The following is an 18,088-nucleotide window of genomic DNA, read 5'->3' on the forward strand; positions in this document are numbered from 1 at the left end:
CCCGCCGCCGACGCCCTACGGCCGGCCGGGCCAGCAGCCGCCGCACGGCCAGCCCGCTCCGCCGCCCCCGGGTTACGGACAGCCGCACGCTCCCGCCCCGCCGCCCGGCTACGGACAGCCCACGCCCCCTCCGGGCTACGGCCAGCAGCCCCCGCCCGGACAGGTGCCGCACCAGCCGGCCCCGTACGGTGCTCCCCAGGGCGCACCGCAGGGCCCCGGTGTGCTCGGCGCGCTCCAGCAGTTCAAGGAGACGCCCACCGGACAGCGCTGGACCCAGCAGAACAAGAAGCTGGTCCGCGCCGACCTCGGCATCGGCGGGCAGCCCGTGCTGGCCCGGCAGGGCAGCATGGTGCTCTACCAGGGCAAGGTCGACTTCGGCTACAAGGGCGCAGGCTTCTCCGGCCGCGTCGTCGGCAACGCCACCGGCCAGGAGATGCAGCTGATGCGCTGCACCGGCCAGGGCCAGGTGTTCTTCGCCGAGAACTCCACGATGCTGCACCCGATCGAGCTCCAGGGCGACGCCGTGTGCGTCTCCGCCGAGAACGTCCTCGCCTTCGACGAGGGCCTCCAGTACGAGGTCCGCCGCATCGAGGGCCACGGCATCCCCGGCGGCGCGCTGTTCACGATGCAGTTCCAGGGGACCGGCACCATCGTCGTCAAGACCCACGGCACGCCCGTGGTGCTGCCGGTCACCCCCACCACCTTCGCCGACTGCAACGCCGTGGTCGCCTGGTCGGCCGCCTCCCAGGTGGTCGTCTCCAGCCAGGTGCGGATGCGCCGCAACTCCTACCCCGGCGACACCGGGGAGAGCGTCAACCTCCAGTTCCGGGGCGCACCCGGCAACTTCATCGTCGTCCAGCCGTACGAGATCTGAGGGAGCCCGTCATGAACCAGCCGCTCGCGGGCTACGCCCCCGCCCCCGTCACCGCCCGCATGGAGAACCACGGCAACCACATGCTGAAGGTCGCCGTGCAGACCGGGAACGACCTCCTCGCGCGCGTGGGCTCGATGGTCGCCTACGAAGGGTTCGTGCAGTACGAGCCCAACCCGCCGGCCGTGCGCCAGATCGCCAAGGACTGGATGACCGGTGAGGGCGCGCCGTTGATGAAGTGCTCCGGCGACGGCCTGCTCTACCTCGCCGACTACGGCGCCAACGTCGTCGTGATCAACCTCAACGGCGACGGCATCTCCGTCAACGCCACCAACCTGCTCGCTTTCGACGCCCACCTCACGTGGGGCGTGGAGCGGGTCAAGGGCCTGGCGAAGTTCGCCGGACAGGGCCTGTGGAACACCAGGATCTCCGGACAGGGCTGGGTCGCGCTGACCTCGCGCGGCAAGCCGATCGTCGTCGACTGCGGTGGCGGCGACGACGAGACGTATGTCGACCCGGACGCCCTGGTCGCCTGGTCCCCGAACCTCAAGGTGAAGGGCAAGCGCAGCTTCCGGGCCCAGTCGCTGATCGGCCGCGGCAGCGGAGAGGCCTACCAGATGGCCTTCTCCGGTCAGGGCATCGTCGTCGTCCAGCCCAGTGAGGACAGCACCGACCGTCTCCGGGTCCGGGGCTGAGGGGGAGCAACCACACCATGCAGAGCCCGCTTTTCGCCTTCAACGACCAGCAGACCCAGGAGCGCTGGAGCCTGCAGAACCAGCAGATGCTCCGCGTCGCCCTGGAGGGCCACGAGGACGTCCTCGCCCGCAAGGGCACCATGGTCGCCTACCAGGGACTCGTCGAGTTCGACGCCGAGTTCCAGAGCAACAGCGCGTCCCGCGCGCGTGCGCGGACCGGTGAGGGACTCGATCTGATGCGCTGCCACGGGCAGGGCACCGTCTACCTCGCCAACCTCGCCCAGCGCATCCACGTCATGGAGGTGGATCACGACGGGCTGACGGTCGACAGCAGCTATGTGCTCGCGATGGACTCCTCGCTGCACCACGAGGTGATCGCCGTCGACAGCCTGTACGGCATCTCCGGCTCCGGGAAGTACCAGCTCAACATCACCGGCAACGGCAAGGTCGCCCTGATGACCTCGGGCATGCCGCTGCTGATGCAGGTGACGCCGGACAAGTACGTCAACTGCGACGCCGACGCGATCGTCGCCTGGTCCACGTCCCTGCGCGTGCAGATGCAGGCCCAGACCCACTCCTCCGGGGTGTGGCGGCGTCGCGGCAGCACCGGTGAGGGCTGGGAGCTCAGCTTCATGGGCACCGGCTTCGCGCTCGTCCAGCCCAGCGAACTGCTGCCGCCGCAGAACGCCCAGGTCGGCTCCGGCCTGGCCGCGCAGTACGGCATGGGACAGCAGGGCGCCCGCGGTCAGAACCAGGGCAACGCCTGGAGCTGACGGGGGACGGACGCAGGGGTGGGGGCGACCGCCCGGGCGGTCGCCCCCACCCCTGCGTCAGACGCCCAGTCTCGTCCGGGTCGCTTCCACCAGACGGGTGACCGAGGTGTCGGCCACGTCCGCCACCTCGTCGTACGGGAACCAGCGCAGGTCGAGGGACTCGTCGCTGATCGCCTCGACGGCTCCGGACGGAGCCAGTACCGCGTACTGGACGTCCAGGTGCCAGGCACACGGTGTGAGGTGGCGGTCCAGCCGCACGGGCCCGCCGGGCACCAGCGCCAGTCCCGTGACGCCGGACTCCTCCGTCGCCTCCCGCAGGGCCGCCGCCGCGAGCGAGACGTCACCGGGCTCGCAGTGCCCGCCCATCTGGAGCCACATCCGCAGCTTCCGGTGCAGGGTCAGCAGGACCCGGCCCCGCTCGGGATCGATCACCAGGCCGCTCGCCGTGATGTGACCGTCCGCGCAGGCCTTCCACAGGCCGTCCGGGTGCGCCGCGAGATGATCCAGATAGGCCTGGCGCAGCTCGGGCTGGTCCTCGTACCCCTTGAGCACGAGGACCGCGTCGTCGTGGAGGCTCACTCGGTGTCGTCGCCCTTGCTCTCGCCCTCGCTGCGGCCCTCGCCCTCGTCCTTCTTCTTGAGGTCGGGCTTGCCGGCGGCCTCGCCCAGCATCTTGTCCAGCTCGGAGAAGTCGATCTGCTCGCGGTGCACGAAACCGTCCGGGTCGTCCAGGTCGGTCGCCGTCGGCAGCATGTCCGGGTGCGCCCACAGGGCGTCCCGGCCGTCGACCCCGCGCGCGTCGGTGAGCGAGGCCCACAGGCGCGAGGCGTCGCGCAGCCGGCGCGGACGCAGCTCCAGACCGATCAACGTGGCGAACGTCTGCTCCGCCGGGCCGCCCGAGGCGCGACGGCGGCGCAGCGTCTCGCGCAGCGCGTCGGCCGACGACAGCCGCGGCTTGGCCGCGGCGTGCACCACGGCGTCCACCCAGCCCTCGACGAGCGCCAGCGCCGTCTCCAGACGAGCCAGGGCGGCCTTCTGCTCCGGCGTGTCCTCCGGCTGGAACATGCCCTGCTGGAGGGCCTCCTGCAGCTGCTCGGGGTTCTGCGGGTCGAACTGGCCGACGACGTCCTCGAGCTTTCCGGTGTCGACCTTGATCCCGCGCGCGTAGCCGTCGACGGCGCCGAACAGGTGCGAGCGCAGCCACGGGACGTGCGCGAACAGGCGCTGGTGGGCGGCCTCGCGCAGGGCGAGGTACAGCCGCACCTCCTCCTGGGAGACGCCCAGGTCCTTGCCGAACGTCTCGATGTTCAGCGGCAGCAGCGCGGCCCGGCCGGCCGGGCCCAGCGGCAGGCCGATGTCGGACGAACCGACGACCTCACCGGCGAGCACGCCGACGGCCTGCCCGATCTGCGTGCCGAACATGGCGCCGCCCATGGAGCGCATCATGCCGATCAGCGGGCCGGCCATGGCCTGCATCTCCTCCGGCAGCACATCGCCCATCGCGTTCCCGACGCGCTCGGCCACCGGGTCGACCAGCTCCCGCCACGCCGGAAGGGTGGCCTCCACCCACTCCGCGCGGCTCCAGGCCACGGCGGAGTGGGCGCCCGACGGCAGGGAGGTCGCGTCGTCCAGCCACAGGTCGGCCAGACGGACCGCCTCCTCCACGGCCCTGCGATCGGCGGGGCCGACGCTCGCGTCCTTCGAACCCTCCGCGGTGCCCTGCGAGACGGTCTGCCGGGCGATCTGCTTGGCCATGTCCCAGTTCACCGGCCCGCCCTCGTAGGAGAGCATCTGGCCGAGCTGCTGGAACGCTGCGCCCAGGTCGGTGGGGTTCAACGACCCGAACATCGCGGCGAACGGATTGTCCGCGCCCGGGCCGCCAAAGCCTCCGGCCCCGGGCGTGCCGAAGCCGAACGGGTTGGCCGGGCCCTGACCACCACCGCTCTGCGGGTCCTTCTTCTTGCCCTCGTCGCCGTCGTCCGGCTCCTCCGGCGGAAGGCCGAATCCGAATGGGGTGTCACTCACGGGTTTCCTCGGCTGGTAGGGCCACCGGTTCTTTCCGGCGGCGCGGTTGCCCGACAACACCACCCAGCGTAGACACCTGAAGCGGTTCGGGCCTCGGTGCTTCGCCGACAGGAGGCCTGCGGCAGGATGGATGCCACCTGGTACGCGCGCGTCACTCGCGCTCGTACTGAAGACAACCGCTGGAGACGCCCGGTGAGTTCCCCAGATCCACAGGTTCGCGCAGCGCGAAACGACTCGGCCCGCCCGTCGCCCGACCGCCGCCCCTCGACGACGGCGCCTCGCGCCGACAGAACGACCGCCCCGCGCGGACCCGTCGTCGCGGTCACCGGTGCCGCGTCCGGCGTCGGCGCGCTGCTCACCGCGCGGCTCGCCGCCTCGGAGGAGGTCAAGCAGGTCATCGCCATCGACGAGCGGCGCGGCGAGTGCGCCGAGGCGCTCTGGCACATCCTGGACGTACGGGACCCGGCCATCGCGGACAAGCTGCGCGGGGCCGACGTGGTGGTCCACCTCGCGCTCGACCTCGATCTGGAGACCGACGCCGCCGCGCGGACGGCCTACAACGTGCGGGGGACGCAGACGGTGCTGACGGCCGCGGCGGCCGCCGGAGTGCACCGCGTGGTGCTGTGCACGTCGACGATGGTCTACGGAGCGCTGCCGGACAACGAGCTGCCGCTGTCCGAGGACGCGGAGCTGCGGGCCACGGCGGAGGCCACGGGGGTCGGCGACCTCCTGGAGATCGAGCGGCTCGCGCGCCGGGCGCCCAGGGCGCACCCGGGGCTCAATGTCACGGTCGTGCGCCCCGCCGTGCTGGTGGGAGGCACCGACACCGCGCTGACCAGGTACTTCGAGTCGCCCAGGCTGCTCGTGGTGGCCGGGTCGCGGCCCGCGTGGCAGTTCTGCCACGTCGAGGATCTGTGCAGCGCCCTGGAGTACGCCGTCCTGGAGAAGGTCGACGGCGAGCTTGCCGTCGGCTGCGACGGATGGCTGGAGCAGGAGGAGGTCGAGGAGCTCAGCGGGATCCGGCGGATGGAGCTGCCGTCGGCGGTCGCGCTCGGCGCGGCGGCCCGGCTGCACCGGATCGGGCTCACCCCCTCCCCGGCCGGGGACCTGGCGTACACGATGCACCCCTGGGTGGTGAGCGGGAGCCGGCTGCACGACGCCGGGTGGCGGCCCGCGCACACCAACGAGGAGGTGCTCGCGGAGCTGCTGGAGGAGGTGTCCGGCAGGCACACGGTCGCCGGTCGGCGACTGGGGCGCAAGGACGCGACGGCGGCGGGCGCCGCGGGAGCGACGGTGGCCCTGCTGGGCGCGGCGGCCGTGGTGCGACGGGCGCGCAAGGCCCGGCGCCGGATCTGACGCGTCTCCCGCGGGAGGTTCCGAACGGGCACGCGCGCGTGCCGGGCGACGACGCCGTTCCGCGTTGCCGCCGGGGTGGGGCACGATGGGGACATGGCATCCACGCACGATCACCCGGGTGAGCAGGCCGCACAGGACCCGATCAAGCTGATCTCGATCCGCGACACGCCGCTGTCCGTGGACGAGGTCCTCCGCGCGGTCGGGGACGACGCGGCCGGCGGGACGGCGCTGTTCGTGGGGACGGTACGGAACCACGACGGGGGCGCCGACGTCGACGAGCTCGGCTATTCGTGCCACCCCGGCGCCGAGGACGAGATGCGGCGGATCGCCGGGAAGGTCGCCGCCGAGTACCCCGTTCGGGCGCTGGCCGCCGTGCACCGCGTGGGGGACCTCCGGGTCGGCGACCTCGCAGTGGTCGTCGGCGTGTCGTGCCCGCACCGGGGGGAGGCCTTCGAGGCCTGCCGGAAGCTGATCGACGACCTCAAGCACGAGGTGCCCATCTGGAAGCACCAGAGGTTCTCCGACGGGACCGAGGAATGGGTCGGCGCGTAGCGCCGTCTTTTTTGGGGTCCTGCTGAGCGGGCCCGGACCTCAGGTTGCGTAACCCCACCCCTGGCGTGAGCGTTGTCACTGCGGATGGTTAATCTGCTGATCAGTCAGTGTTGCGGACGCTCATGGGGTTGGGAGGTCGGCATGGCGGCGCTCGCCTGGTTGCTGATTCCGCTTGTGGCCGCGATCGGAGCGGGGCTGTGGGGCAGTTGGGCCAACCGTACGCGCAAGGTGCGGAGCGACGGCCCCGAACTCATCGGTTACGCCCGGTTCCGCGAGGCCATGGAAAGGCCGCGCCCGGGCAGCTGAAGGACGACCACAGCAGGTCAGGCGTATGACGCGAGCAGGGCCGCCCGTCCGGGCGGCCCTGACGGTGTGCTGACAGGCCTGTCACGTACTGTCGAGGCATGCCACGCCGCACCGCGACGATGCTCGCCTCCACCCTGATGCTGATCGCGCTCCTGTGCGCGGGAGTGTTCCTCCCCGTGCCCTACTCGGAGATGTCCCCGGGGCCGACGGTGAACACGCTGGGTGAGCACGACGGCGAGCCGGTGCTGCGGATCTCCGGGCACAAGACCTACCCGACGGACGGTCACCTCAACATGACCACGGTGCGGGTCACCGGCGCCGACTACCGGATGAACCTCGTCGAGGCCGTCTACGGATGGCTCGCGCACGACAACAAGGTCGTCCCCCACGAGACCCTCTACCCCGACGGCAAGACGGAGGAGCAGTCCACCCAGGAGAACGCCGAGGAGTTCAGCCAGTCCCAGGAGAGCGCCAAGGTCGCGGCCCTGAAGGAACTCGGCGTCCCGGTGAAGTCCTGGGTGATCGTCTCCACGGTGGTCAAGGGGTCCCCGTCCGAGGGCAGGCTGCACGCGGGCGACGTGATCAAGGCGGTCGACGGCAAGGCGGTGAAGGCGCCGGCCGACGTCGCCGAGCGGGTGACCGAGCACAAGCCGGGCGAGGACGTCGTCTTCACCATCGTGCCGGCCAAGGAGCAGGCCGCCGCCGAGAAGGAGAACCGCCCGGCGGCGAAGACGGAGAAGGTGACGATCACCACCACGACCTCCGAGGACGGCGGCGAGAAGCGCGCCGTCGTCGGGATCTCCGCCGGGACCGACCACACCTTCCCGTTCAGCGTCGACATCAAGCTCGCCGACGTCGGCGGGCCGAGCGCGGGTCTGATGTTCGCCCTCGGCATCTACGACAAGCTCACTCCGGGCAGCCTGACCGGCGGCAGGTTCGTCGCCGGCACCGGCACGATCGACGACGACGGCAAGGTGGGGCCGATCGGCGGGATCCAGATGAAGACGGTCGGCGCGCGCGGCAAGGGCGCCGAGTACTTCCTCACGCCCGCCGGCAACTGCGCGTCCGCGGCCAAGGACACCCCGGAGGGACTCACCCTGGTGAAGGTGGGCACCATCGGCGACGCCCTGGACGCCCTGAAGGACATCCGCTCCGGCGACGTCTCGGACCTGCCGACGTGCAGGGCGTCCTGACCGGCCCCGCTACTCCTCGAACGTGGCCGCCAGCGCCTGAGCCAGGCCCGGCACCAGCTCGGAGCCGGTGAGGACCTCCGTGGCGGAGTCCTTCTCCCGCAGCCGCAGGGCCGACTCGCGGGCCCCGTCGCGCAGCACCGCGACCGTCATCCGCACCTCCTGGCGCTCCGGGTGCCGCGCCACCCACTTCGTCAGCGCGGCCTCGTCCAGGTCCTTGGGGACCTGGGCCTCGGCCGACGGCGGCAGCATCAGCCGTTCCACGGTCAGGGCGCAGCCGGTCACCGCGTCGGGCCAGGCGATGGTGCCCAGGAACTCGTCGAGCGGCTTGCCCGTGGGAATCTCGTCCTGCTCGATGGGGGTGAGAACGGTCGTCTCCTGTGCGTCGCCCAGACCGAGCCGGTCCGCGAGCGAGGGCTGTTCGGCCCGCAGCCGGGCGGTGTCGACGAGGGCGAACAGGCGGGCGGGCTGGTCCCAGCCAAGGCCGGAGGCGTACTCGTCGATCTCGAGTACGGCCCGGGTGAGCGGGTTGGCCGCCATGGGTGTGTTGGACATGGTCACAATCCTCTCTCGTTCCTGCCCGGAATCGGGAACCGAGTAAAGCGTGAGTAAGTTGCATAGGTGTGGGCCCACGATCACGGGGCACCACACACGGTCCGTGAAGACGCGGGCTTGACGAATCAACAGCGAACTTCGAGGTGCCTACCTTGGCTTTCCAGATGCCGGACCGCGGCGGAGGCCCGACGGGGCCACGGATCAGAGTGGGCCGCCCGTCCCGGCGGGTCCGGACCCTGCTCCTGACACTGGGCGTCCTGGCCGTCCTCGGCATGGTGTTCACCATGTTCGCGGGCTTCTGGACCGACTGGCTGTGGTATCGCTCGGTCGACTACTCGTCGGTGTTCACGACCACCCTGTGGACCAAGATCGGGCTGTTCTTCGTCTTCGGTCTGCTGATGGCCCTCGCGGTCGGCTTCAACGTCTGGCTGGCACACCGGATGCGGCCGCCGCTGAGCGCCATGTCCATGGAGCAGCAGAACCTCGACCGGTACCGGATGGGCATCGCCCCGTACAAGAAGTGGCTGCTGCTCGGCATCACCGCGCTGGTGGGCCTGATCGCCGGCGCCTCGGCGTCGAGCCAGTGGCGGACCTGGCTGATGTGGATCAACGGCGTGTCCTTCGGCCAGAAGGACCCGCAGTTCAAGCTCGACGTCTCCTTCTACGCCTTCGACCTGCCCTGGTACCGGTTCCTGCTCGGCTTCGGCTTCGCCGCCACGATCCTGGCGCTGATCGCCGCCGCGCTCACCCACTACCTGTACGGCGGACTCCGCATCACCAGCCCGGGCGCGCGCGCCACGGCCGCGGCCACCGGACACCTGTCGGTGCTGCTCGGCGTCTTCGTGACCCTGAAGGCGGTCGCCTACTGGCTCGACCGGTACGGACTGGCGGTGAAGTCCAGCGACTTCAAGGCCACCGACAGCTGGACGGGCCTCAGGTACGTCGACGCCAACGCCTATCTGCCGGCCAAGACGATCCTGTTCTGCATCGCCGTGATCTGCGCGCTGCTGTTCTTCGCCACTCTGTGGCGGCGCACCTGGCAGCTGCCCGTGATCGGCTTCGGTCTGATGGTGCTGTCGGCGATCCTCATCGGCGGCCTGTACCCGGCGATCGTGCAGAAATTCCAGGTCCAGCCGAACGAGCAGGCGAAGGAAGCGCCGTACGTCGAGAAGAACCTCAAGGCCACGCGTGAGGCCTACGGCATCGACGACTCGCAGGTCACCGAGTATCCGGGCACGGCCCAGACCGAGGACCAGACCAAGTTGCGGGACGACGTGTCCGACGCGGCGAGCATCCGCATCATGGACCCGAACATCGTCTCCCCGACGTTCCAGCAGCTCCAGCAGATCAGGAACTACTACGCGTTCCCGACCAACCTGGACGTCGACCGGTACACCAAGGACGGCAAGGACCAGGACACCGTCATCGGTCTGCGCGAGCTGAACTACGACGGCATTCCCAAGCGGAACTGGATCAACGACCACTTCCGTTACACGCACGGTTACGGTGTCGTCGCCGCCGAGGGCACCAGCGCCGACGCCGGCGGTCGCCCGGCGTTCACCGAGTCCGACCTGCCGTCCAAGGGCGACCTCGGGTCGTACGAGCAGCGCGTCTACTACGGCGAGCGGACGACGACGTACTCGATCGTCGGCGGGCCCCAGAAGGAGATCGACTACTCCGACGACAGCGGCGAGAAGACGTACAGCTACAAGGGCGACAGCGGGGTCGACCTCGAGAACCCGGTCAACCGGGCCGCCTACGCGGTCGCGTTCAGCGAGCCGCAGATCCTGTACTCGGGGGCGATCGGTGAGGGTTCGCGGATCCTGTACAACCGCACGCCCAAGGAGCGCGTCGAGGCGATCGCCCCGTGGCTGACCATCGACGGCGACGCCTACCCGGCGGTCGTGGACGGCCGGATCCAGTGGATCGTCGACGCCTACACGACCACCAACGGCTACCCGTACGCGTCGCGGACGACCCTCGGCGACACCACGGCCGACTCGCTGACCGCCACCAACGACCAGCGCGCGGTGGTGGCCCAGCAGAACCAGGTCAACTACATCCGCAACTCGGTGAAGGCGACCGTCGACGCGTACAGCGGCGAGGTCAAGCTCTACCAGTGGGACACCCAGGACCCCGTCCTGAAGACCTGGATGAAGGCCTTCCCGGACACGGTGCAGCCGAAGACCGAGATCTCCGGCGCGCTGATGGCGCATCTGCGCTACCCGCAGGATCTGTTCAAGGTGCAGCGCGAGCTGCTGACCCGCTACCACGTGAAGGACGCCACCACGTTCCTCTCCGGCAGCGAGGTGTGGCAGGTTCCGGACGACCCGACGAACAAGACGGGCGACGCGGTGCCTCCGTACTACCTGAGCATGAAGATGCCCGATCAACAGGAGCAGACCTTCTCGCTCACCACGACGCTCACCCCGAACGGGCGCGACAACCTCAGTGCGTTCATGGCGGTCAACGCCGACCCGGGCACCGAGGACTACGGCAAGATCAGAATTCTGAAACTGCCGACGAGCACCACGGTCTCCGGACCGAAGCAGGTACAGAGCCAGTTCAACTCGCAGCAGGACATCGCCGAGACGATCCGACTGCTGAGGGGTGGCGACTCCGAGGTCGAGTACGGCAATCTCCTGGCCGTCCCGCTCGACGGGGGACTGCTCTACGTGGAGCCGGTCTACGTGCGCGGTGGCGGACTGAAGTACCCGCTGCTGCGGAAGGTGCTGGTGACCTACGGAGGTCAGACCGCCTTCGAGGACACCCTCGACCAGGCCCTCGACAAGGTCTTCGGGGGTCAGGGCGCGACCACTGAGCCGCCACCGGGCGAGGACGAGGGAGCCGGCGAGGGGGAAGGCACGACGCCACCGCCGACGTCCGACAACCCGACGGTCCAGGAGGCGCTGAACGACGCCCAGAAGGCCTTCGAGGCCGGCCAGGAAGCCCTGAAGAAGAACGACTGGGAGGCCTACGGCAAGGCGCAGAAGGACCTGGAGGGAGCGTTGCGCAAGGCCGAGGAGGCCCAGTCGGCCGAAGGGGGCGGCGGCGCCGGCGGCACCGCCCCCAGCGCGAGCCCGAGCAGTTAGCGAGCAGGTTGGTCAAACGCCCGCCCCGCGCCGTGTTACGGTTGCAACGCAACGGCGCGGGGTGGAGCAGCTCGGTAGCTCGCTGGGCTCATAACCCAGAGGTCGCAGGTTCAAATCCTGTCCCCGCTACTCAGGTCGCGAAGCAGGCGACATCAAAGGCCCGGATTCCTCAAGGAATCCGGGCCTTTGTGATGGGCGAACGCATGTGCCGGGGCGGGTGACGGCCGTGCCGCCGACGGGAGTTGACCGATCTGTGTTTGACTTGTCTCTCTGTGGGCATGTCGACAAAACGCTGTAGTGACCTCACTGACTGCGGTATACCAGGTGTACCCAGGTTGCAGGTGGTGCGACGATGGATGTTATGGGGGACAAGGCAACTCTGTTCGGGACTGGGCGTTTTGTGCAGTCCTCCCCTTGGGAGGACCCCCGCGACGAGACGGGGGAGGCCGCCGACGAGGCGGCCGAGGAGTTGCGTCAACGGCTCGCCGCCGAGGCCGGCGACGTCGAGGCGATGAGCGTCCTCGGCGCCATGCTGCTGCGCCGCGGTGATCTCGACGGAGCCGAACCCCATCTGCGTGCCGCCACCGCCGCGGGCGACCGCGCCGCCGCCAACAACCTGGGTGTCCTGCTGCACCAGCGGGGCTACGCCGACGAGGCCGCGGGCTGGTGGCGGATCGCCGCCGTGGCCGGTTCCACCGCGGCTGCCCACGCGCTCGGCCGCCATCACCGGGAACGCGGCGACGAACCCGCGGCCGAGTACTGGCTGCGCCAGTCCGCCGAGCAGGGCCACACCCTCGGCGCGTACGCCCTCGCCGACCTGCTGGAGCACCGCGGGGACACGGCCGGGACCGAGCGCTGGATGAGGGTCGCCGCCGAACGGGGGCACCGGGAAGGGGCGTACCGGCTGGCCCGCGCGCTGGACCGCAGGGCCGCCGGGGAGAGCGACGACGCCGCCGCGCTGGTGCGGGAGGCCGAGCAGTGGTACCGGCAGGCCGCCGCGCGCGGACACCGCCGGGCCGCGCTGCACCTCGGGACGATCCTGGAGCGGCGCGGCGACCTCAAGGAGGCCGGCCGCTGGTACCTGACCTCCGCCAAGGACGGCGAGGTCCGGGCCGCCTGCGCGCTCGGCTTCCTGCTGCGCGACGCCGGGGACACCGAGAACGCCGCCGTCTGGTGGCTGCGGGCCGCCCAGGACGGCGACGGCAACGCCGCCAACGCGCTGGGGGCGCTGCACGCCGAGCGGGGTGAGACCCAGACCGCCGAGCGCTGGTACCGCGCCGCGATGGACGCCGGTGACATCAACGGCGCGTACAACCTCGGGCTGCTCTGCGCCGACCAGGGCCGGACCGCCCAGGCCGAGCAGTGGTACCGCCGGGCCGCGTACGCCGGTCACCGCGAGGCGGCGAACGCGCTGGCGATCCTGCTGCTGCGGGCCGGGGACGCGACCGGGGCGGAGCCGTGGTTCTCCAAGGCCGCGGAGGCCGGCAGCGTGGACGCCGCCTTCAACCTCGGCATCCTGCACGCGGGCCGGGGCGAGGAGCGGTCCGCGCTGCGCTGGTACGAGCAGGCGGCGGCCGCCGGGCACATGGAGGCGGCGCTCCAGGTCGGGATGGCGCGGCTGCGGGAGGGCGAGGAGGGCGAGGCGGAGCGGTTCCTGCGGTGTGCGGCGGGCGGGGGGAGCGCGGAGGCCGCGTACCGGCTGGCGACGGTGCTGGACGCCCGCAGGCCGCCGGAGCCCGCGCACGAGCTGGGGGAGCCCGTGAACCGGCGCAGCGAGTGCGAGGAGTGGTACGAGCGGGCGGCGTCCCAGGGGCACCGGCGGGCCCAGGTGCGGGTCGGGATGCTCGCGGCGGCCCGGGGGGACGTGGTGGAGGCGGCGCGCTGGTACCGGGAGGCGGCGGAGGCCGGGTCGCGCAACGGTGCCTTCAATCTGGGGCTGCTGCTGGCCCGTGAGGGCAGAGAGCCGGAGGCGGCCGTGTGGTGGACCCGGGCGGCCGACGCGGGGCACGGGCGGGCGGCGCTGCGGCTCGCGCTGGTCTACGCGCGGCGAGGGGAGCTCGCGGAGGGGCAGCGGTGGGCCGAGCGGGCGGCGGCGCTGGGGCCTTTGGCGGTCACGGAGCGGGCGGCTCGGCTGCGGGACGCGTTGCGTGAGGAACTGTCGGCGTGAGGCGGGGCGGGTTCCGCAGCCCGGCGTGTGCGGGGCGGTGCGGGACTGCCCGCAGCGGTGCGTGGGAACGGATTTGCTTCTGCCCGTTCTCTTGACGTAGTGTTTCATTCATCGACGCGGGGTGGAGCAGCTCGGTAGCTCGCTGGGCTCATAACCCAGAGGTCGCAGGTTCAAATCCTGTCCCCGCTACTGAAGGCCGAGGGCCGGAATCCCGAGGGCCGGAATCCGAAAGGGTTCCGGCCCTCGGCTTTTGGCCCCGGTACCCATGGGTGCCGGGGCTTTCGCTTGCGCGTGGGGTGTGCCGCCTAAGCCGCCGCGCAGTTCGGGCAGACTCCGCGGTACGTCACCTCGACGTCGGAGACCGTGAAACCGAAGCGCTCCGTGTCGGGGAGGTCGGCCAGCGGATTGCCGATCGGGTGGACGTCGCGTATCGCGCCGCACTGCGCGCACACCAGGTGGTGGTGCGGGCGGTGCGCGTTGGGGTCGTACCGCTTGGCCCGCTTGTCCGTGGCGACCTCCAGCACCTCGCCGAGCGAGACCAGCTCGCCCAGGGTGTTGTAGACGGTCGCCCGGGAGATCTCGGGCAGCTTGGCGACGGCCCTGGCGTGCACCTCGTCGGCTGTCAGGTGAACGTGTTCGCCGTCGAGGACCTCGGCCACGACACGGCGCTGTGCGGTCATCCGCCATCCACGTCCACGGAGCCGTTCCAAAAGGTCACTCATAGGCACCAGCCTAACAGGAGGGGGACAAGAGTCCCGAACGGGTGTGACTTTGGAGTCTTGCTTGACTTAGACATTGTCCATTGTAGGATCGAGATCGGATTTGGCCAAGGCATGGTTTGGTCAGCGAGTACGCAGGAGGCGCACGTGACGCAGGGACCGCTCACTACGGAAGCCGGTGCTCCGGTAGCCGACAACCAGAACAGCGAGACCGCGGGCGTCGGTGGCCCGGTCCTCGTTCAGGACCAGCTCCTCATCGAGAAGCTGGCGCACTTCAACCGTGAGCGCATCCCGGAGCGTGTGGTGCACGCCCGCGGCGCCGGCGCCTACGGCACCTTCACGGTGACCGCCGACGTCACGCGGTACACGCGGGCCGCGTTCCTCTCCGAGGTCGGCAAGCAGACGGAGACCTTCCTGCGCTTCTCGACGGTGGCCGGCAACCTGGGCGCCGCGGACGCCGTGCGCGACCCGCGCGGTTTCGCGCTGAAGTTCTACACCGAGGAGGGCAACTACGACCTCGTCGGCAACAACACCCCGGTGTTCTTCATCCGGGACGCGATCAAGTTCCCCGACTTCATCCACACCCAGAAGCGCGACCCGTACACCGGCTCGCAGGAGGCGGACAACGTCTTCGACTTCTGGGGTCTGTCCCCGGAGTCCACGCACCAGGTGACCTGGCTGTTCGGTGACCGCGGCATCCCGGCGTCGTACCGCCACATGGACGGCTTCGGCTCGCACACCTACCAGTGGAACAACGAGGCCGGCGAGGTCTTCTGGGTCAAGTACCACTTCAAGACGGACCAGGGCATCAAGAACCTGACCGCCGAAGAGGCCGAGATCCTCGCGGGCAAGGACCCCGACTCCCACCAGCGGGACCTGCGCGAGGCCATCGAGCGCGGCGACTTCCCGTCCTGGACCGTCTACGTCCAGGTGATGCCGGCGGCCGAGGCGGCCACGTACCGCTTCAACCCGTTCGACCTGACCAAGGTCTGGCCGCACGCGGACTACCCGCTGATCGAGTTCGGCAAGCTGGAGCTCAACCGCAACCCGGAGAACATCTTCGCCGAGGTCGAGCAGTCCGCCTTCAGCCCCGCCCACTTCGTGCCGGGCATCGGTCCCTCCCCGGACAAGATGCTCCAGGGCCGCCTCTTCGGCTACAGCGACGCCCAGCGCTACCGCATCGGCATCAACGCCGACCAGCTGCCGGTGAACCGCCCGCACGCCACCGAGGCGCGCACCCACTCCCGTGACGGCTACCTGTACGACGGCCGTCACAAGGGCGCGAAGAACTACGAGCCGAACAGCTTCGGCGGCCCGAACCAGACGGGTCGTCCGCTGTGGCAGCCCGTCGCGGTCACCGGCGTCACCGGTGAGACGGTCACACCCGTCCACGCCGAGGACAACGACTTCGTCCAGGCGGGCAACCTGTACCGGCTGATGACGGAGGAGGAGAAGGAGCGCCTGGTCAAGAACCTGGCGAACGCCGTCTCCGGCGTCACGCGTGACGAGATCGCCGACCGCGCGATCAACAACTTCCGTCAGGCGGACGAGGACTTCGGCAAGCGGCTGGAGGCCGCGGTCCAGGCCCTGCGCGGCTGATTCCAGCGCTGGACCGCTTGTCGAGACACGGGCCGGACCCCCTCTCGGGGTCCGGCCCGTTCGGCACGTCGCTACGCCGGTACCTGCGGGGCCCGCTGCCGCCGGGGCGCCCAGCAGCGGATGATGTCGCGGACCGAGACGATGCCGACGGGCCCGCCCCGGTCCAGGACGATCAGATGGCGGAAACCTCCGTGGGCCATGGCGGCGGCGGCCTCCTCCAGGGTCCAGGACGGGGTGGCGAACACGACGTCGGTCGTGGTGTGGGCGTGGGCGCGCTCGGTGTCGGGATCCTGGCCGAGTCCGACGGAGTCGAGCACGTCCCGCTCGGTGAGGATGCCGATGCCGGTGCCGTCGGGGTCGAGGACCACGGCCGCGCCCACCCGGCGGGCGGACATCAGGGCGGCGGCCTGGCGGAGGGTGTGGGCGGGGCCGATGGTGAGGACCACGGCGCTCATGGCGTCACGGACGAGCATGGATGGAGCCACCTCCTACCGGAAAACGCGAAGTCACGGACGGGGGAGTCCGCTCGTTCGCGATTTCACAAGTTCACAAGTGGGGGAACTCTCAGAGTGGCAGGCGGAGCGGGGGCCAACAAGGGGGCGCGTGCGGCCGATCGGGGGCGCGCACGCTCGCCCCGCGCCGCTCAGTAACGCTGGTTGAGGTACCCCAGCAGCTCGTCGTGCAGCAGCCCGTTCGACGCGGCCGCGTTGCCGCTGTGCGGGCCGGGGCGGCCGTCGAGTCCGGTGAAACTGCCGCCCGCCTCCGTCACCACGATCGCGGTGGCCGCCATGTCCCACAGCGACAGCTCGGGCTCGGCGCACAGGTCGACCGACCCCTCGGCGACCATCATGTACGGCCAGAAGTCCCCGTACGCGCGCGTGCGCCACACCTCGCGGGTGAGGTCGAGGAAGCCGTCGAGGCGCCCCTGCTCCTCCCAGCCGCTGAGCGAGGAGTACGCGAAGGAGGCGTCGGAGAGCTCGGAGACGCGGGAGACGTGCAGCCGGGAGGCCGACGACAGACTGCGGCCGGAATAGGCGCCGTGCCCGCGCGCGGCCCACCAGCGACGGCCGAGGGCGGGGGCGGAGACCACCCCGACGACCGGCTGGAAGCCTCCCTCACCGGCCTCCATCAAGGAGATCAGCGTGGCCCACACGGGGACCCCGCGCACGTAGTTCTTGGTGCCGTCGATCGGGTCGATCACCCAGCGCCGCGGCCCCGTCCCCTCCACCCCGTACTCCTCGCCCAGGACCGCGTCCCTCGGGCGGGCGCGCTTGAGGTGGCCGCGGATGAGCTCCTCGGCGGCCTTGTCCGCCTCACTCACCGGCGTCATGTCCGGTTTGGTCTCCACCTTGAGGTCGAGAGCCTTGAACCGTTCCATCGTCGCGGCGTCGGCGGCATCCGCCAGGACATGGGCGAGACGCAGGTCGTCGAGGTAGTCGGGCATGCGACGAACGGTATCTGCCGAGGTGGGTGCGGGGCCACCGGGGGCGGGACCCGCGCACCCTCGACAGGGTCCGGCGGCGCGCCGGATCTCACCGCAGGACCGGCCGCTCGCCCCGAGGGAGGCGAAGACGTCCGCAGCGCGGGAGTCCCTGCTGGACGCCGCCCGCACGGAGCCGGCGCGCCGACCGTGGTCCGCGGTGCGGAGGGCGGACGCGGCCGCCACGGCCAGGGTCTCCCGCCAGACGCTGTACGACGAGTTCGGCAGCAAGGACGGGCTCGCCCCGGCCCTCGTCCGCAGGGAGCCCGACGGCTGCCTCGCCGGCGTCGGCCGTGCCCTCACCGGCCACCTGGACCCGCGCGACCGGCTGACCGCGACCGCCGGGTGGACCACCGCCGGCGCCCGGGAGAACGCCCTGGTCCGCGCCATGCTCACCGGCTGCTGGGGTGGACGCCTGCTCGCCCCGGGCCGCACGGCCGCGGCGTCCGGCTCCGCCGTGCCCGCGCAGCGCCGCGCCGACGGCCCGCTGCCCTCACCCGCCGACTTCGTCGTCCTCGTCCGCGACCGTGCCGTCGCCGTCCTGGCCGGACCCGGCGCCCCCGGCTCCGACGCCGCCGACCCGGCCCGCTCCTGCGAGCCGGTGGTCCGCCTCGCCCTGTCCTGCCACGCCGCGCCCCCGACCGACGGCGGCGCCGCCGGCCCGGCGCGCGGCGTCCCGCACCGGCAGCCGGTGGTGCCGTAGCGGACG

The 18,088-nt window shown here is 71.0% G+C and carries 17 protein-coding genes and 2 tRNA genes; 13 read left to right on the forward strand and 6 right to left on the reverse strand.

Annotation, left to right across the window (positions count from 1 at the left end; translation table 11 throughout):
• From ADK41_RS29985 to ADK41_RS29995, 3 genes are all read left to right on the forward strand, one after another.
• A partial coding sequence (locus tag ADK41_RS29985; protein ID WP_167353494.1) for an AIM24 family protein occupies nucleotides 1-874 on the forward strand: 874 nt, incomplete at its 5' end.
• A gap of 11 nt (nucleotides 875-885) precedes the next feature.
• Nucleotides 886-1,566, forward strand: a complete 681-nt coding sequence (locus ADK41_RS29990; protein ID WP_030835101.1) for an AIM24 family protein — start codon at nucleotides 886-888, stop codon at nucleotides 1,564-1,566.
• Between the two features lie 17 nt (nucleotides 1,567-1,583).
• Complete coding sequence (locus ADK41_RS29995) at nucleotides 1,584-2,339, forward strand: AIM24 family protein (protein WP_030835103.1); 756 nt, start codon at nucleotides 1,584-1,586, stop codon at nucleotides 2,337-2,339.
• A 57-nt stretch (nucleotides 2,340-2,396) separates the two neighbouring features.
• On the opposite strand, the gene ADK41_RS30000 is transcribed toward ADK41_RS29995, so the two are convergent.
• Nucleotides 2,397-2,918, reverse strand: a complete 522-nt coding sequence (locus ADK41_RS30000) for an NUDIX hydrolase (RefSeq protein WP_030835106.1) — start codon at nucleotides 2,916-2,918, stop codon at nucleotides 2,397-2,399.
• Entirely contained in the window at nucleotides 2,915-4,363 is a 1,449-nt protein-coding gene (locus ADK41_RS30005) for a zinc-dependent metalloprotease (RefSeq protein WP_030835109.1), read from the reverse strand. The genes ADK41_RS30000 and ADK41_RS30005 overlap by 4 nt, the downstream gene beginning before the upstream one ends.
• Before the next feature lie 192 nt (nucleotides 4,364-4,555).
• On the opposite strand from ADK41_RS30005, the gene ADK41_RS30010 reads away from it, so the two are divergent.
• The 4 genes from ADK41_RS30010 (at nucleotide 4,556) to ADK41_RS30020 (ending at nucleotide 7,770) form a co-directional block, all read left to right on the forward strand.
• Nucleotides 4,556-5,719: an SDR family oxidoreductase gene (locus ADK41_RS30010; RefSeq protein ID WP_030835112.1), complete on the forward strand. Its 1,164-nt coding sequence runs from the start codon at nucleotides 4,556-4,558 to the stop codon at nucleotides 5,717-5,719.
• A gap of 93 nt (nucleotides 5,720-5,812) precedes the next feature.
• Nucleotides 5,813-6,271 (forward strand): molybdenum cofactor biosynthesis protein MoaE, encoded by a 459-nt coding sequence (locus ADK41_RS30015; protein ID WP_030835115.1) that lies wholly within the window; start codon nucleotides 5,813-5,815, stop codon nucleotides 6,269-6,271.
• A 141-nt stretch (nucleotides 6,272-6,412) separates the two neighbouring features.
• Nucleotides 6,413-6,577, forward strand: coding sequence for a hypothetical protein (locus tag ADK41_RS42270; RefSeq protein WP_167353495.1), 165 nt, complete (start codon nucleotides 6,413-6,415; stop codon nucleotides 6,575-6,577).
• A gap of 98 nt (nucleotides 6,578-6,675) precedes the next feature.
• A complete protein-coding gene (locus tag ADK41_RS30020; protein WP_030835117.1) occupies nucleotides 6,676-7,770 on the forward strand; it encodes a YlbL family protein in 1,095 nt (364 codons plus the stop codon).
• A 9-nt stretch (nucleotides 7,771-7,779) separates the two neighbouring features.
• Here the strand turns inward: ADK41_RS30020 and ADK41_RS30025 are convergent, their stop codons facing one another.
• Nucleotides 7,780-8,322 (reverse strand): PPA1309 family protein, encoded by a 543-nt coding sequence (locus ADK41_RS30025; protein ID WP_030835119.1) that lies wholly within the window; start codon nucleotides 8,320-8,322, stop codon nucleotides 7,780-7,782.
• A 164-nt stretch (nucleotides 8,323-8,486) separates the two neighbouring features.
• Between ADK41_RS30025 and ADK41_RS30030 the strand changes: the two genes are divergently transcribed.
• The 4 genes from ADK41_RS30030 (at nucleotide 8,487) to ADK41_RS30045 (ending at nucleotide 13,770) form a co-directional block, all read left to right on the forward strand.
• Nucleotides 8,487-11,414 carry a UPF0182 family membrane protein gene (locus ADK41_RS30030; protein ID WP_234319091.1) on the forward strand — a complete coding sequence of 976 codons (2,928 nt, stop codon included), beginning with the start codon at nucleotides 8,487-8,489 and terminating at the stop codon, nucleotides 11,412-11,414.
• Between the two features lie 55 nt (nucleotides 11,415-11,469).
• Nucleotides 11,470-11,543, forward strand: a tRNA-Met gene (locus tag ADK41_RS30035).
• Nucleotides 11,544-11,766: 223 nt separating this feature from the next.
• A complete protein-coding gene (locus tag ADK41_RS30040; protein ID WP_199821972.1) occupies nucleotides 11,767-13,581 on the forward strand; it encodes a tetratricopeptide repeat protein in 1,815 nt (604 codons plus the stop codon).
• 115 nt (nucleotides 13,582-13,696) lie between these two features.
• Nucleotides 13,697-13,770 (forward strand) — tRNA-Met (locus tag ADK41_RS30045).
• 116 nt (nucleotides 13,771-13,886) lie between these two features.
• Here the strand turns inward: ADK41_RS30045 and ADK41_RS30050 are convergent.
• The gene (locus tag ADK41_RS30050) at nucleotides 13,887-14,303 is read right to left on the reverse strand and encodes a Fur family transcriptional regulator (RefSeq protein ID WP_053637111.1); all 417 of its coding nucleotides are present in this window, start codon (nucleotides 14,301-14,303) and stop codon (nucleotides 13,887-13,889) included.
• Between the two features lie 144 nt (nucleotides 14,304-14,447).
• On the opposite strand from ADK41_RS30050, the gene ADK41_RS30055 reads away from it, so the two are divergent.
• The gene (locus ADK41_RS30055) at nucleotides 14,448-15,899 is read left to right on the forward strand and encodes a catalase (protein ID WP_030835131.1); all 1,452 of its coding nucleotides are present in this window, start codon (nucleotides 14,448-14,450) and stop codon (nucleotides 15,897-15,899) included.
• Nucleotides 15,900-15,970: 71 nt separating this feature from the next.
• Here the strand turns inward: ADK41_RS30055 and ADK41_RS30060 are convergent, their stop codons facing one another.
• Both ADK41_RS30060 and hisN read right to left on the reverse strand, forming a co-directional pair.
• A complete protein-coding gene (locus ADK41_RS30060; protein WP_030835134.1) occupies nucleotides 15,971-16,372 on the reverse strand; it encodes a CBS domain-containing protein in 402 nt (133 codons plus the stop codon).
• Between the two features lie 170 nt (nucleotides 16,373-16,542).
• On the reverse strand, nucleotides 16,543-17,343 hold the full coding sequence (hisN, locus tag ADK41_RS30065; RefSeq protein WP_030835137.1) for a histidinol-phosphatase: 801 nt from the start codon (nucleotides 17,341-17,343) through the stop codon (nucleotides 16,543-16,545).
• A gap of 85 nt (nucleotides 17,344-17,428) precedes the next feature.
• Between hisN and ADK41_RS30070 the strand changes: the two genes are divergently transcribed.
• Nucleotides 17,429-18,082 carry a TetR family transcriptional regulator gene (locus ADK41_RS30070; RefSeq protein WP_234319092.1) on the forward strand — a complete coding sequence of 218 codons (654 nt, stop codon included), beginning with the start codon at nucleotides 17,429-17,431 and terminating at the stop codon, nucleotides 18,080-18,082.
• Nucleotides 18,083-18,088: the final 6 nt, after the last annotated feature.

It is taken from the genome of Streptomyces caelestis, from assembly GCF_001279005.1.
Taxonomy (GTDB): Bacteria; Actinomycetota; Actinomycetes; order Streptomycetales; family Streptomycetaceae; genus Streptomyces; species Streptomyces heliomycini.